General features: G+C 67.6%; 14 protein-coding genes. 9 read left to right on the forward strand and 5 right to left on the reverse strand.

All coding sequences use genetic code 11. From position 1 onward, the window contains the following. Nucleotides 1-171: 171 nt before the first annotated feature. The gene (locus FHR19_RS08830; RefSeq protein WP_184027106.1) at nucleotides 172-690 is read left to right on the forward strand and encodes an EF-hand domain-containing protein; all 519 of its coding nucleotides are present in this window, start codon (nucleotides 172-174) and stop codon (nucleotides 688-690) included. A 68-nt stretch (nucleotides 691-758) separates the two neighbouring features. On the opposite strand, the gene radC is transcribed toward FHR19_RS08830, so the two are convergent. After that, nucleotides 759-1,442: a RadC family protein gene (gene radC, locus FHR19_RS08835; RefSeq protein ID WP_184027108.1), complete on the reverse strand. Its 684-nt coding sequence runs from the start codon at nucleotides 1,440-1,442 to the stop codon at nucleotides 759-761. Nucleotides 1,443-1,626: 184 nt separating this feature from the next. Between radC and FHR19_RS17970 the strand changes: the two genes are divergently transcribed. From FHR19_RS17970 to FHR19_RS08850, 3 genes are all read left to right on the forward strand, one after another. After that, nucleotides 1,627-4,683: an intermembrane phospholipid transport protein YdbH family protein gene (locus FHR19_RS17970; RefSeq protein ID WP_184027111.1), complete on the forward strand. Its 3,057-nt coding sequence runs from the start codon at nucleotides 1,627-1,629 to the stop codon at nucleotides 4,681-4,683. 65 nt (nucleotides 4,684-4,748) lie between these two features. Then, nucleotides 4,749-4,904 carry a YnbE family lipoprotein gene (locus FHR19_RS08845; RefSeq protein WP_184027114.1) on the forward strand — a complete coding sequence of 52 codons (156 nt, stop codon included), beginning with the start codon at nucleotides 4,749-4,751 and terminating at the stop codon, nucleotides 4,902-4,904. Between the two features lie 2 nt (nucleotides 4,905-4,906). Further along, complete coding sequence (locus tag FHR19_RS08850; RefSeq protein WP_184027116.1) at nucleotides 4,907-5,278, forward strand: YdbL family probable chaperone protein; 372 nt, start codon at nucleotides 4,907-4,909, stop codon at nucleotides 5,276-5,278. Between the two features lie 137 nt (nucleotides 5,279-5,415). Here the strand turns inward: FHR19_RS08850 and FHR19_RS08855 are convergent, their stop codons facing one another. Further along, on the reverse strand, nucleotides 5,416-5,598 hold the full coding sequence (locus tag FHR19_RS08855; protein WP_184027118.1) for a hypothetical protein: 183 nt from the start codon (nucleotides 5,596-5,598) through the stop codon (nucleotides 5,416-5,418). Nucleotides 5,599-5,699: 101 nt separating this feature from the next. On the opposite strand from FHR19_RS08855, the gene FHR19_RS08860 reads away from it, so the two are divergent. From FHR19_RS08860 to FHR19_RS08880, 5 genes are all read left to right on the forward strand, one after another. Further along, nucleotides 5,700-6,017, forward strand: a complete 318-nt coding sequence (locus FHR19_RS08860) for an AtpZ/AtpI family protein (protein ID WP_184027120.1) — start codon at nucleotides 5,700-5,702, stop codon at nucleotides 6,015-6,017. A 65-nt stretch (nucleotides 6,018-6,082) separates the two neighbouring features. Beyond that, a complete protein-coding gene (locus FHR19_RS08865; protein WP_184027122.1) occupies nucleotides 6,083-6,844 on the forward strand; it encodes a F0F1 ATP synthase subunit A in 762 nt (253 codons plus the stop codon). A gap of 38 nt (nucleotides 6,845-6,882) precedes the next feature. Further along, on the forward strand, nucleotides 6,883-7,110 hold the full coding sequence (locus tag FHR19_RS08870; RefSeq protein WP_096343951.1) for a F0F1 ATP synthase subunit C: 228 nt from the start codon (nucleotides 6,883-6,885) through the stop codon (nucleotides 7,108-7,110). 60 nt (nucleotides 7,111-7,170) lie between these two features. Then, nucleotides 7,171-7,662 carry a F0F1 ATP synthase subunit B family protein gene (locus tag FHR19_RS08875; RefSeq protein ID WP_184027124.1) on the forward strand — a complete coding sequence of 164 codons (492 nt, stop codon included), beginning with the start codon at nucleotides 7,171-7,173 and terminating at the stop codon, nucleotides 7,660-7,662. Continuing rightward, nucleotides 7,655-8,317, forward strand: a complete 663-nt coding sequence (locus tag FHR19_RS08880; protein ID WP_343053215.1) for a F0F1 ATP synthase subunit B family protein — start codon at nucleotides 7,655-7,657, stop codon at nucleotides 8,315-8,317. Before FHR19_RS08875 ends, FHR19_RS08880 begins: the two co-directional genes overlap by 8 nt. A gap of 69 nt (nucleotides 8,318-8,386) precedes the next feature. Here FHR19_RS08880 and FHR19_RS08885 read toward each other — a convergent pair whose 3' ends face one another. The 3 genes from FHR19_RS08885 to FHR19_RS08895 form a co-directional block, all read right to left on the reverse strand. After that, the gene (locus FHR19_RS08885) at nucleotides 8,387-9,019 is read right to left on the reverse strand and encodes an immunity protein Imm33 domain-containing protein (protein ID WP_184027126.1); all 633 of its coding nucleotides are present in this window, start codon (nucleotides 9,017-9,019) and stop codon (nucleotides 8,387-8,389) included. 1 nt (nucleotide 9,020) lies between these two features. After that, a complete protein-coding gene (locus FHR19_RS08890) occupies nucleotides 9,021-9,989 on the reverse strand; it encodes a 2OG-Fe(II) oxygenase (protein ID WP_184027129.1) in 969 nt (322 codons plus the stop codon). Between the two features lie 87 nt (nucleotides 9,990-10,076). After that, nucleotides 10,077-13,172, reverse strand: coding sequence for a TonB-dependent receptor domain-containing protein (locus tag FHR19_RS08895; RefSeq protein WP_184027132.1), 3,096 nt, complete (start codon nucleotides 13,170-13,172; stop codon nucleotides 10,077-10,079). Nucleotides 13,173-13,254: the final 82 nt, after the last annotated feature.

Here is a 13,254-nt window from a genome sequence, read left to right on the forward strand (position 1 = left end):
AAGGCTCACGCAACTGCGACGAGCCGTGCGCTAGCAAAGGATGAACGGGCAGGCAAACGCAACGATATCGGGAACGTGAACGCAGTACAACGTATTGGATGTTTGCAATTTAGCGCGGCAATCCCATTTAAGATGCCGCGCACAGCGATGTGAACAACTAGGAGAAAACCGATGTTGAAGCCCATTCTTCTGGCGAGTGCGATGATTATTTCGGCGCCTGTGCTTGCGCAGGACAAGAACGCGCAGCCCGCAACGCCGGCAGAGACGCAGACGACTGCACCGGCTCAAGACGGGACTGCCGCTCAGAGCGTGCCCGCCGACTCGACCGCGCAGGATTCGACCGCCGCTGCCGAGGCGGATGCTAAGATGATGCAGCAGCCGGCGCAGACGGCCGAGGCCGCCCCGGCGCAGGGTGGCGCGCAGCCGCAGCAGGCCAGCGCCACGCAGATCGCCCAGATCGTCGAGACCGAGTTTCCGACCTATGACGGCGACAAGGACGGTCAGATCACCAAGGATGAGTTCGGCAAGTGGATGGTCGCGCTTCGCAGCGCGAGCGAGCCGGGCGTGAAGGCCGAAAGCGCCGAGGTGAAGACATGGATCGGTAACGCGTTCGCCACCGCCGACGCCGACAAGTCGGCCAAGGTGTCGAAGACCGAACTGACGAGCTTCCTGTCGAAGGGCGCTTCGTAACAAGCTTGGCCGCTAAGGCTACAGGGCGCGGCCGCCGGTCCCCACGGGATCGGCGGCCGTTGCCGTTTCTACATCAGCCCCATCGCGCGCAGGCTGGCGTGTCCCTCGGTCCCGATGACGAGGTGGTCGTGGACCGCGATGCCCAGCGGCTTGCCCGCGGCGACGATCGTGCGCGTGAGCTCGATGTCGGCGCGGCTCGGCTGCGGATCGCCCGAGGGGTGGTTGTGGACGAGGATGATCGAGGCGGCGTTCATTTCCAGCGCACGCTTGATGACCTCGCGCGGGTGGAGCGTCGCCTGGTCGACGGTGCCCTCGCTCATCTTGTCGTCGAGGATCAGCATGTTGCGACTGTTGAGGTGAAGCACGCGCACGCACTCGGTCGCGCGGTGTGCCATGTCGGCGCGCAGATAGTCGAGCAGCGCCTGCCAGTTGGACAGGACCGGCCGCGCCGAAACCTCGCCCGACACCAGCCGGATCGCGGCGGCATGGGCGACCTTGATCGCCGCGGCCGAGGTGTCGCCCATCCCATCGATCCGGGCTAGCGCGGCCGGGTCGGCGGTCAGCACGCCGCCCAGCCCGCCGAATTCGCGCAGCAGGCGGTAGGCCAGCGGCTTGGTATCGCGGCGCGGGATCGCGACGGCGAGCAGATATTCGATGAGCTCATGATCCAGCAGCGCGTCACCGCCCTGGCCGAGCAGGCGCGAGCGCAGGCGTGCGCGGTGCCCGGCGGCGTCGTTCGGCTCGTCCCCCATCGGCCGAGGGGTAGCAGAGGCGCGGGGGGACGCAAGCGCCGGGCTTGACCCGATAGGGCCGCGCGCGCAACGATTTGGCCGGTCGGCGGTTCGAGGGTGTGTGACGGCAGAAGGGGAAGAAGCGCCGGGGGCCGCGCCCGTTCGGTTCCGGCGGCGATGGATCGCCCTGCCGCGGCGTGGTCGCGTGCCGTTCGTCATCGCCATCGTCCTGATCGTCGTGCTGTCGATCCTGTGGCTCCAGCGCCGCCCGCTGGCCGAAGGATTCATCGACCGCGAACTGGCGAAGCGCGGCATCCGTGCCAGCTACGAAGTCGCCGAGATCGGCACGTCGAGCCAGACGCTGCGCAATCTCGTCATCGGCGATCCTGCCGCGCCCGACCTGGTGGCGGACGAGATTGTCGTGCGCACGCGGATCGGCTTTGGCGTGCCCGAGGTGACGGGGATTGAGGCCGGCCGCGTCCGGCTGCGCGCTCGGGTGGTGGACGGGCGGCTGTCGCTGGGATCGCTCGACAAGCTGCTGCCGCCGCCCTCTGGCAAGCCCTTCGCATTGCCCGAATTGCGCTTTGCGATCGAGGACGGCCGGGCGCGGGTGGAAACGCCTGCCGGCGTGGTCGGCGCGCGGTTGAGTGGGCAGGGGCGGCTGGACGACGGGTTTCGCGGGCGGCTGGCGCTGGTGTCGGACCGGCTATCGGCAGGCGATTGCACGGCGACGGGGTCGCAGGCGGCGCTTGGGCTGTCGATCGACAAGCGGGTGATCCGCGTGACCGGCCCGATCCGCGCCGCCACGGGCGGTTGCGGCCCACAGCGCGCGCGCGGTTTCGCGGCGACCGTCGACGCGCGGGTGCCGGAAGCACTCGATCGCTGGTCGGGCAGCGCGAAGCTCGCGCTGACGGCGTTCGAGAGTCCGGCGGCGCGGGTGTCCGGCCTGTCAGGGATGATCGGGTTCGCCGGCAACGCTGCGAAGACCGAGGGAAGGGTGGCGTTCGCCGCCGATCGTGCAACCGGTGCGCCGGGCGCGGCGGCGGGGCTCGGCTTCAACGGACGCTATCGGATCGCGGGCAGCGACATCCGGTTTGCCGGGCGGGCGAGCGTTGCCAGGGCACGACCGCGGATCGGCGCGATCGACCTCCGGCTGCCCGCGGGCACGCCGGGGGCTTCACTGGCGGCGGCGCTGAATGCGGCGGTTCGGAATGCGACGCGGTCGGTTGGGGGCAATGCCGATCTCGCGCTGCGGATCGTGGGGGCGCGCGGCGCGCTGGTGGTGCGGGCCGCGTCGCTGACGGCGGAGAGCGGCGCGGCGCTGTCGTTTGCGGGAACGCGCGGCTTTGGGTTCGGCTGGCCGGGCAACCGGGTGATGCTGGACGGGAGCTTGCGTGGGCAGGGCGGCGGGCTGCCCGCCTTCGCGCTGTCGCTGGCGCAGGCGCGGCCGGGCGCGCCGATTGAAGGGCGGCTGGTCGCGCAGCGTTACGCGGTGGGCGGCGAGGCACTGGCGCTCGCGCCCGTACGGTTCATGCGCGCGGATGACGGTCGCACGCATATCGTCGGCGGCGCGACTGCCGACCTCTCGCTGCCGGGCGGACGCATCGACGGACTGAAGCTGCCGTTCGACCTCACTTGGGACGGCGGACAGCGGCTGGTGCTCGCGCCTGGCTGTACGCCGCTGACCGCCGATCGCCTCCTCATCTCGAGCCTCGACCTCCGGCGCGTCGCGCTGCGGCTGTGCCCGACCGGCGATCGATTGTTCACGAAGGGACCCGGCGGTTTCCGGCTCGGCACGCGGATCGCCGCGCCGCGGCTGGCGGGCACGCTGGGCGGGTCGCCGATCGCGATCGCAGCCGAGGGGGCGACGGTGCAGGTCGGACGCGCGACCGACTTCGCGCTCGACGACACCGAGGTGCGGCTGGGCACGCCCGAGCGCCTGTCGCGCCTGTCGATCGCCCGGCTGACCGGCGGCGTGGTGCCCGGCGGCGCCGAGGGACGGTTCGAGGGGGCGGCGGGTGCGATCGGCAACGTGCCGATCGACCTGACGCAAGGGTCGGGTGCTTGGCGGTTCGTCGGCGGGCGCCTGAGCCTGAAGGGCGAGACGCTGCGCGTCGCCGATGCGGCGTCGGAGGCGCGGTACGAGCCGCTCGATGCCAACGATTTCATCCTGACGCTGGCGGGCGGGCGGATCGACGCGACCGGCACACTGACCGCCCCGGCCAGCGGCGCGCGGGTTGCGGGGGTGAAGATCGAGCATATGCTTGCCAGCGGAACCGGCGACGCGGTGCTGTCGGTCGACAACCTCAGCTTCGGCGACAAGGTCCAGCCCGATGCGCTCACCAAGCTCGTATTCGGCGTGGTCGCCGATGTGAAGGGCAGCGTATCGGGCACGGGCAACATCCGTTGGTCGCCGGCAGGCGTCACCAGCGACGGGGTGTTTCGCACCGCGGGCACCGACCTGGCCGCCGCGTTCGGGCCGGTGACGGGGCTGTCGGGCGAAATCCGCTTCACCGACCTGCTCGGCCTCAAGACCGAAAGCGCGGTCGGCACGATCGCCAGCATCAATCCGGGCATTCCGGTCGAGAACGGTCAGGTCCGCTATCAACTGATCGGCGAGCAGCGCGTCGCGGTCGAGGGCGGGCGATGGCCGTTCGCGGGTGGAGCGCTGATCCTCGACCCCACGGTGCTCGACCTGTCGACGGGCAAGGAACGCCGGCTGACGTTCCGCGTCGAGGGGGTCGATGCCGCCGGCTTTCTCCAGCAGTTCGACTTCAGCAATCTGAACGCCACCGGCACCTTCGACGGCACGCTGCCGATGATCTTCGACGAGAAGGGCGGTCGGATCGAGAATGGCCGGCTGACGGTGCGAGAGGGCGGCGGGACGCTCGCCTATGTGGGCGAGGTGTCGAAGGAGAATCTCGGCACCTGGGGCAATTTCGCGTTCGGCGCGCTCAGGTCGCTGCGCTACGAGCAGCTGAACCTGACGCTCAACGGTCCGCTCGACGGCGAGATGGTGACCGAGATCAAGTTCGCCGGGGTCAGCCAGGGGCAGGGGGCGAGGAGCAATTTCCTGATCCGACGGCTGGCGCGGCTGCCGCTCGTCTTCAACGTGACGGTACGCGCGCCCTTCCGCCAGCTCATCGATTCGGTGCAGTCCTATTACGACCCCAAGCGGCTGATCGAACGCAACCTGCCCGCGCTGCTGGAAGAGCAGAGGAAGCGCGGCGTTCAGCCTCCCGCAAGCGAGACCATGCCATGAGCGAAACAACAGGATTGATGGGCCCCGTGAAACGCGCGACGCTGCTTCCTATGTATAGGCTCGCGATGATTGCGGCGGTCGGCCTTGGCGGATGCGTGAACGTGAGCGCGCCCGACAAGCCGATCGTCATCAACCTCAACATCAACATCACGCAGGAAGTGGTTTACAAGCTGGACGGCGAGGCGAAATCGCTGATCCAGAACAACCCGGGGATCTTCTGACGATGCGGTATGGACTTGGCGCTCTCATCCTTTCGGTCGGCGTGATCGCGTCGGGCGCCGCCTATGCGCAGCGCGATCCGGCCTATGCCGCCGCGCGCGCGGCGGGGCAGGTGGGCGAACAGACCGACGGCTATCTCGGCATCGTCGGCGCGGCGACTCCCGACCTTCGCGCGCTGGTCAACAAGATCAACATCCAGCGCAAGGCCGCCTACACGCAGGGCGCACAGGCTGGATCGACGGTCGAGCAGTTCGCTTTCGTCTCCGGGTGCAACCTCATCGCGCGGACGCAGGCGGGCGAGATGTATCAGGCCCCAGACGGCAGCTGGAAGAAGCGCGGCGGCGGCGCACCGGAACGCGACCCGCGGTGCGTGTGAGGTTGAGATTTTCGGCGATTGTGCTATTTAGGTTATGCAGTCTCTAATTCAGAGATCACTTCCGAACCCCGGTCGTTCCAGCGGCCGGGGTTCTTTGCGTTTGGGGGCTGGTTCCAGCCAGCCCCCGCCCGTCGCTCTTACGAACGAGCCACTTCGATGATTTTAAGCATCAGGGTGGCGAAGGCGATCACCAGCATCGCGATGCCGATGACCAGATTTGCAGTCTCTTTCTTCAGGAGTACCACCCCCTTCTGCGCTCTCGATTTCGGCAGAGCCGAAGAACGCCTTGGCAACATAGCGGAGCGGCTGGCCTCGTCCACCCGCCCGGTTGACTTGGCCCGCCCCCACCCGTAAGCGGCACCTGCCTTGGCGGGCTCGCCGCTTGGCGTATGACTGGCCCCGCCGGACGGAGGGGAGAGACATGGCTGAACAAGAGCCCGGACCGGACCCCTTGCCCGAGGATGCGCGGCTCGAATCGCTCGACGAGCGATTGCGGCGCGCGACTTCGCAGGAGGCACGGCGATCGGGCGAGGGGGCTTCCGCATCGTCGGAGGGCTATCGCCTGGGTAATCGCGTGCTTGCCGAGTTGATCGGCGGAATGGTCGGCGGTGCGGTGATCGGGGGAACGCTCGATTACTTTTTCGGCACCTCGCCATGGCTCCTGCTCGTGCTGCTTGCCCTCGGCATCGTCAGCGCGTTCAGGAACATCATTCGGATTTCTGGCAAGCGCCCGGAGTAAACTTCGGGCGCTTTGGTCAAATGGGAACGGCAGTGGCGGCTGAAGGACAAGGCACCATCGATCCGATGCACCAGTTCGAGGTGCAGTCGATCGCCGACATGTTCACCGTGGGTGGGCACACGATCGCCTTCACCAACTCGGCGCTCTACATGGTCGCCGCGCTGGTGGCGCTGTGGGCGTTCATGCTGATGGGCATGAAGCGCGAGCTCGTCCCCGGTCGCGGCCAGATGATGGTCGAGGGGTTCGTCGGTTTCATCGACAAGCTCTTGGCCCAGAACATCGGCCATGCCGGGCGCAAGTACGTGCCCTATGTGTTCACGCTGTTCATGTTCATCCTGCTCGGCAACCTGATCGGCCTGATGCCGCTCGGCCTGTTCAAGCTGCACCCGTTCACCTTCACCAGCCACTTCACGGTGACGGGCGTGCTGGCGATCATGAGCTTCTCGATCGTGCTGATCGTCGGCTTCGCCAAGCACGGCCTGCGCTTCTTCAGCCTGTTCGCACCTAAGGGCACGCCGATCCCGGTGCTGCTGCTGGTCGCGCCGATCGAGTTCGTCTCGTTCATGGTGCGTCCGTTCAGCCTGGCGCTGCGGCTGTTCGTGGCGATGACCGCGGGGCACATCCTTCTGAAGGTGCTGGCGAGCTTCGTCGTCAACGCCGCCAATGCGGGCGCGGGTATCGGCCTGGCGGTCGGCATTCCCAGCTTTGCGCTGATGATCGGCGTGTCGGCGCTCGAGGTGCTGGTCGCCGGCGTCCAGGCCTATGTCTTCGCGCTGCTCACGTCGCTGTACATCAACGACGCCGAGCATCTGCACGATCACCACTGATTTCTCACCTAACTACTGATTTCCCAAGGAGTTGAACAATGGAAGCTGACGCAATCAAGCTGCTGGGTGCCGGTCTTGCGGCGATCGGTGCGGGCCTGGCCGCGCTGGGCGTGGGCAACGTCTTCGCCGCCTTCCTCGAGGGCGCGCTGCGCAACCCGTCGGCCGCTGCCGGCCAGCAGGGCAACATGTTCATCGGCTTCGCCGCCGCCGAGCTTCTGGGCCTGCTCGCGTTCGTCGTCGCCGTGCTGCTGATCTTCGTCGCCTAACAGCGAATGGAAGACGGGGACCGGCACGTCGCCGGTCCCGGCAGCTGACAGGGACGTCCAATGCCTCAGATCGAACAAGTCGCCGCGACCTATGCGTCGCAGATCTTCTGGTTGGTCCTGACCTTCGGTCTGGCCTTCCTCATCGTCGGCCGCGGTATGGTGCCGCGTGTGCAGTCGACGATGGATATGCGCGACAATCAGGTTGCCGCCGATCTGAAGGCGGCGGAGGCTGCGCGTGCCGCCGCCGACGCCGACGAGGCCAAGTGGCGCGCCGACGAGAATGCCGCGCGTGAAAAGGCGCGCGCCACGCTCGCCGCCGCCAAGGAAGCCGCGACCCGCGACAGCGAAGCGCGGCTTGCCGCCTCGGACGCCGAGCATCAGGCGCGCATCGACGCGGCCGAGGCCCGCATCGCCGAGGCGAGCGGTGCCGCCACCGCCGAGATCGAGACCGTCGCCGCCGACGCGGCGCGCGATATCGTCGCCCGTTTGTCGACCGCCTCGGTGACCGAGGACGAGGCACGCGGCGCGGTGAAGGCGGTGCTCCATGGCTAATCCGGTGCACAGCGACCCCGTCGTTCAGACGACCCCGGAGAGCGGCGTGAACGAGAACTACCAGGCCGAACTCAATGCCGCTGCCAAGGGCAAGGGCATGGGGATGCCCGAGACGGGCAAGGCCGCGATCGAGACGCATGGCGAGGCGGTGCCGCACAGCGACCCGACCGCTTTGTTCCTTGACCCCACCGGCTGGGTGTCGGCGGCGATGGCCGTCTTCATCCTGATCCTCCTGGTCAAGGGCGTGCCGAAGCTGATCGGGCGAATGCTCGACGGCCAGATCGCTGCGATCCGCAGCCGCCTGGACGAGGCCAAGCAGCTTCGCGCCGAGGCGGAGGCGCTCAAGGCCGAGTATCAGAAGAAGCTGGCAAGCGCTGAGGCGGATGCGGCCGCGATGGTCGCGCATGCCGAGGAAGAGGCCAAGGCGCTGCGCGTCAAGGCCGAGGCCGACGCCGCCGAGCTGGTCCAGCGCCGCGCCAAGATGGCCGAGGACAAGATCGCCGCTGCCGAGCGTCAGGCGATCGCCGACATCCGCGTCAAGACCGCCGACGCCGCCGCCAAGGCCGCTGCCGCGATCCTGGCGGAAAAGCACGACGCCGCCGCCGACCGCGCGCTGGTGGATCGCACGATCGCAGGGCTCGTCCGCCCGAACTGATCTGCCGACGTTTGAAAAGGCCGGTGGAGGTGGCGAGGGCCGCTTCCGCCGGCCTTTTCGTGTCTGCGGTCAATCGGCAGCGTGGAACGTGCCGTCCTCGCCGCGCTGGAAGGCCGAGCCGGTGGGCGCGTCGATCAGGTGCAACCAGCGATCGTCCTGATTGAGGACCTTGCCGAGCGCGATGTACTCGGGACCGCCCTCATCCCTTTCGATCGCGTCCGGCGCGGCGCGGATGCGCCAGCCGCTGTCGGGGTAGCGGTCACCTTTCCAGGTCATGTCGGGTTCTTCGCGATAGAGATAGTCGACGGGCTCACTCGCGAGGATGCAGCCGCCCACCATGCAGCGATCCCAATACTCGCGCCGCGGCGTCGGCGGTGGCGCGCGATCGGGTTTCGCCCAGTCGATGTCGATCAGCATCGCGCGGTCGAAGGTCACGGTGTCGCCGTGCTTCACGGTTGCGCTTGACTCTGCCTGGTCTTTGTCCAGCGTCCCGGTCAGCGTCGCACCGGCGACCGCCGATATCGTGACCCACATGCGCTCGACCGCCCATTTCTCGACCGGCACATGACATTCGGAGATCAGTTTCACCGCGTCGCTGATGCCGACGGCGGCAATCTGCGCATCGTTGGGAAGGTAGAAGGTATAGGATGCCTCCTCGGCGATCGGGCGCGGATCGGTGAGCGCATAGCTGGCCGAGCCCATTTCAGCTGCCGCCCATCGTCCACGGGTCGATCGGCGCGCCGCGGATCCAGCGGGTCGCGAGCAGCTTGTGCCCCTCGATCACGGGCAGGCCGGCATGTTCGGCATCCGGGTCCGGGCGGCCATCGGGCAGCGTGTTGCCGAAGACCAGCGCGTCGCCGCCGCGCCCCTCGATCGTCAGGCCGCTCCGGGTGAAGCGCGTCGCGCCACCGGCATAGCCCTGGTTCAGGTAGAGGAGGACCGTCGCGATCCGCTGATTGGCAAGGCCGGGGATCGCATCATGGTGCGGGCGATATTCCTGCCCCGGGCGATAGTCGAGGAGCGTCAGCGGCTCGCCCTGTTCGACGCCCGTATCGGACAGGAGCGCGATGCGCCGCAGGATCGCCTGGATCGGCAGCGTCTCGCGCGTGGGGCCGATGGCGGCGCTGCGCGAGGTGCGGATGGGGTGTGGAACCTGTCGGCCGGTGCGGGGATCTACCACCATCGACGGTTCGAGCAGCTCAGCGGCCGCTTCGACGATGTGGCGCCCCTCTGCGGCGGTCAGGAAGCCGTGGGCGATGCCGATGCGCGGTGCGGTGCTGAGCGGGCGCAGCTCGGGCAGGCGGCGGGGCAGGCCGTCCGCATCGAGGTCCATGGCGGTCAGCAGCGCCAGATGCGCCTGTGCGACGCGGTCGCGCCGGGCGGCCGCTTCGAGGAGAGTGACGGCCCCCCGCCAGTCGCGCGGCGCGCCGGTGCCGTTGGCGGTCAGCGCGACCTCCATCAACGCGGCATCGGGGTCGCCGGCGATCCGCGCAGCGGCGAGCGCGGCCCGCGCACCTGGCAGGTCGCGCGCGATCCGATCGCCGGTCAGCCGCAGGATCGCCAGCCTGAACCACGCCCGGCCGTCTCCGCCTCGGCCCGCTGCCGTGAGCGCGGCGATGGCGGCTTCGGTCTGCCCGCGGGCGAGGAGGGCGTCGGCGTCGTCGCGTGTCATCGCGCCAGTATTGCGGGTGCGGCGCACAAAAGAAAAGGGGCCGGGCGACATGCGCCCGGCCCCCTGAAAGGTTGATATTCGAAGCGATCAGAACTTCGCGACGAAGCCCACATAGCCGTAGCGGCCACGCACGTCGTAGATGCCCGAGCCGGCGCCGACGCCGGTCAGGCCGAGCGGCGGCAGCTGGTTGGTGACGTTGTCGATGCCGAGATACAGGTTGAACTTGTCGTTCACGTCCACGTCGGCGCGGATGTTGTGATACCAGACGTCCGGATAGAACTGGAACGGCGCATAGTCCGGGTTCTCGGGCGGACGACCCTGGAGCGAATTGAAGTCCTCGTAGGTGTTGAGGTACATCTTGTCGATCCAGCGCAGCTCGTAGCCGAAGCGGACATTGCCGATCCCGACGCGGGCATTGACGTTGACCTGATCGCGCGGGTTGCCCAGCTCATAGAGCAGCCGGTTGATGCGGTTCGGGTCGGTCGGGTTGGTGAAGCTGTCACGCTGCAGCACGCGGGTCCAGATGCCCGAGAGCATCACGTTGCCCCAGTCGAAGTTCTTGCGATAGCTGACGTTCGTATCGATGCCGCGCGCCTTGAGCTTCGCAAAGTTCAGCGTCGACTGAAGGAGCGAACCCTCGACGATGCGGAACGCTTCTTCGCCGTTCGGACCGCCACCGGCACCCGCACGCTGGAACAGCGAGCAGAACTGGTTGTCGAGCGTCGCCAGGTCATAGCACTGGTTGACGATCGTCTGCGCCGCGACCGAGGTGATAACGTCCTTCACCGCGACATCGTAGTAATCGACCGAGATCGAGAAGCCGGGGAAGAAGGTCGGCTCGAACACGCCGCCGATGGTGTACGAGATACCCTCTTCCTGACGCAGGTCCGGGTTGCCGCCGCTGACGATCTCGAGCGACTGCACATAGACGAAGTCGTAGTTGGCCGGACGGCCCGCGGCGGCGCAGTTGGCGGCGCGGGTGTTCGAACCCGTGCCGATGTTACGCGCCGAGCACGGATCGCTGAAGCCCGGGGCGAAGTTCTGGCTCTGCGTCGAGAACAGCTCCGACAGGTTCGGCGAACGGATCGACTTCGAGTAGCTGCCGCGGAAGCGCAGGTCGGGGACCGGCGCGTAGTCGACGCCCGCGCTCCACGCGAAGACGGTGCCGACGGCGTTGTTGTAGTCCGCGACGCGGCCCGAGCCCGTGATCGTCAGGGCATGCGCGAACGGCAGGTCCTTGAGGATCGGGATCGACAGCTCGCCGAACACTTCCTTCACCTCGAACGCGGGCGCCGTGAACTCGGGGATCGCGTTGTAGAAGGCGTAGCCCTGCTGCGTCAGGTCGTCGAGATCGTAAAAGTTGGTCTCGCGGCGATACTCGGCACCGACCGAGAACGCGACTGGACCGCCCGGCAGCTCGAACAGCTGGCTGAGATCGCCCGACACGAAGCCCGAAGCGACGAACTGCGTGATCTTGCCCTCGGCCGAAGAGTTAACCGTCACGTAATCGCGCGCGGCCTGCGACGAGGAGCCCTGTCCGAACGGATTGATCGGCACGCAGGCGGCGACGTCCTGCGCAAGGACGGCGGCGCCGGGGACGTACGCGATCGCCGCGGCGGGATCGACCTGCGAGCGGCACACGATCTGGCCGGCGGCGTTGCGCGTGGTGTCGAGGCCGAGCAGGTAGCGCTGGAGATTGACGTTGCCAGCAATCTCGTTGCGCTCGTTATGCTCGCCGTAGTTCAGCGAGAGTTCGTAGTTCCAGTCGTCGTTGAAGTCACCGCGGACACCGCCGACGATACGGAAGGTTTCACGCGTGATCTCTTCGTCGCGGATGCCGAATTCGACCCAGTTCTTGCGCAGCGCGAACCGCGTCGTGCCGACCGGCGCGGTCGATCCGGCGGCGAGACGGGCGGCGGTGAGGACACCGCGCGCCTGGTCGGTCAGGTACGGGTTGTCGAAGCGGATCTGCTCGCGCGGATCGGCGCCGAGCGTGCTGCCCTGCGAGAAGAACGGACCCGACTGCGAACCGAAGGCGCGCGTGCGCGAGTACTTCGCCTCGTAGAAGGGCACGAACGCCGGCGACACTTCGAAGTGGCCGAGCGAGTTGACCGAGACGCGCTCGAGATCCGGCGTCAGCGTCAACAGCTGGCCCTCGCGGCTGTTCGAGCCGTTGCCACCAATGAAGTTGCCGTTGGGCGCCAGGCCGACTCGCTGCCCGGTCTGCGGGACGAGCGTGCCATCGGGCTGGAACAGATAGCCGCAGGTGAACGCGGCGCCGAGCGCATCGCGACCGCAAGCCCCGGTCGGGCTGGCGAAGGCGACCTGCCCGCCGAGCGAGATCGTCGCCGCGCGGATGTCGCGGAAGAACTGACGGTCGGGGGTGTTGTCGAAGTTGGCGCCGACGTCGGTGTCGACCACCACGAACCCGTTGTTGTTGCGGAACGCCGGGCGGCCCGAACCGAAATAGTTCGACTGGTGCGAATATTCGACGTTCAGCGCGACGTTGCCGCGCCCTTCGGCGAAGTTCTTGCCGACGAGCGCCGACACATACTGGTTGCCCGCGTCGCCATAGTCGACGTTGACGCCGGCCTGGCCACGGATCTGGATGCCTTCGTAATTGTCCTTGAGGACGAAGTTCACGACGCCTGCGATCGCATCGGAGCCATAGATCGACGAGCTGCCGCCCGTGGTGATGTCGACGCGCTCGATCAGGTCGGTCGGAATGGTGTTCACGTCGGGCGACACGCCGTTGACGAGAATGTCGCCCGCGACGTGACGGCGACCGTTCTGCAGCACGAGCGTGCGCTGCGTGCCGAGGTTACGCAGGTCGAGCAGGCTGATGCCGCGCGTGCCGAGGAAGCGGGTCGAGTTCTGCTGGCTGTAGGTGTTGGCAAGCTGCGGCAGGTCGTTGAGGATGTCGCCAACCGAGACCTGACCGGTCTCGAAGAACTCCTCGCCCGACACCGACGTGATCGGCACGGTCGATTCAAGGTTGGGCTGGCGGATGCGCGTGCCCGTCACCACGATCTGACCCGAGCTTTCGCCCTCGGTCTGGCCGGCATCTGCCTGCTCTTCCTGAGCAACGGCCGGCGGCACGGTCGCCTGCGCGTGCGCCACGCTCGGCGCGAATGCTGCCGCACCGGCAAGTGCCGTCGCGGACAACCAACGGTTGGTACGCATCTCTGTCCCCTTTTTCGTATTCTGAAAGCTTGATTGACGGATCAAAGCGACTCAGGCGAACGGGGGCAAGACGTCGATCGTA

Source organism: Sphingomonas yantingensis, assembly GCF_014199325.1.
GTDB lineage: Bacteria > Pseudomonadota > Alphaproteobacteria > Sphingomonadales > Sphingomonadaceae > Sphingomonas > Sphingomonas yantingensis.

What these genes read in the sequence shown, in the direction of transcription:
- FHR19_RS08830 (WP_184027106.1), top strand. Translation starts at nt 172, where the DNA reads ATGTTGAAGCCCATTCTTCTGGCGAGTGCGATGATTATTTCGGCGCCT.
- radC (WP_184027108.1), bottom strand. Translation starts at nt 1,442, where the DNA reads ATGGGGGACGAGCCGAACGACGCCGCCGGGCACCGCGCACGCCTGCGC.
- FHR19_RS08845 (WP_184027114.1), top strand. Translation starts at nt 4,749, where the DNA reads ATGATTGCGGCGGTCGGCCTTGGCGGATGCGTGAACGTGAGCGCGCCC.
- FHR19_RS08850 (WP_184027116.1), top strand. Translation starts at nt 4,907, where the DNA reads ATGCGGTATGGACTTGGCGCTCTCATCCTTTCGGTCGGCGTGATCGCG.
- FHR19_RS08860 (WP_184027120.1), top strand. Translation starts at nt 5,700, where the DNA reads ATGGCTGAACAAGAGCCCGGACCGGACCCCTTGCCCGAGGATGCGCGG.
- FHR19_RS08865 (WP_184027122.1), top strand. Translation starts at nt 6,083, where the DNA reads ATGCACCAGTTCGAGGTGCAGTCGATCGCCGACATGTTCACCGTGGGT.
- FHR19_RS08870 (WP_096343951.1), top strand. Translation starts at nt 6,883, where the DNA reads ATGGAAGCTGACGCAATCAAGCTGCTGGGTGCCGGTCTTGCGGCGATC.
- FHR19_RS08875 (WP_184027124.1), top strand. Translation starts at nt 7,171, where the DNA reads ATGCCTCAGATCGAACAAGTCGCCGCGACCTATGCGTCGCAGATCTTC.
- FHR19_RS08880 (WP_343053215.1), top strand. Translation starts at nt 7,655, where the DNA reads ATGGCTAATCCGGTGCACAGCGACCCCGTCGTTCAGACGACCCCGGAG.
- FHR19_RS08885 (WP_184027126.1), bottom strand. Translation starts at nt 9,019, where the DNA reads ATGGGCTCGGCCAGCTATGCGCTCACCGATCCGCGCCCGATCGCCGAG.
- FHR19_RS08890 (WP_184027129.1), bottom strand. Translation starts at nt 9,989, where the DNA reads ATGACACGCGACGACGCCGACGCCCTCCTCGCCCGCGGGCAGACCGAA.
- FHR19_RS08895 (WP_184027132.1), bottom strand. Translation starts at nt 13,172, where the DNA reads ATGCGTACCAACCGTTGGTTGTCCGCGACGGCACTTGCCGGTGCGGCA.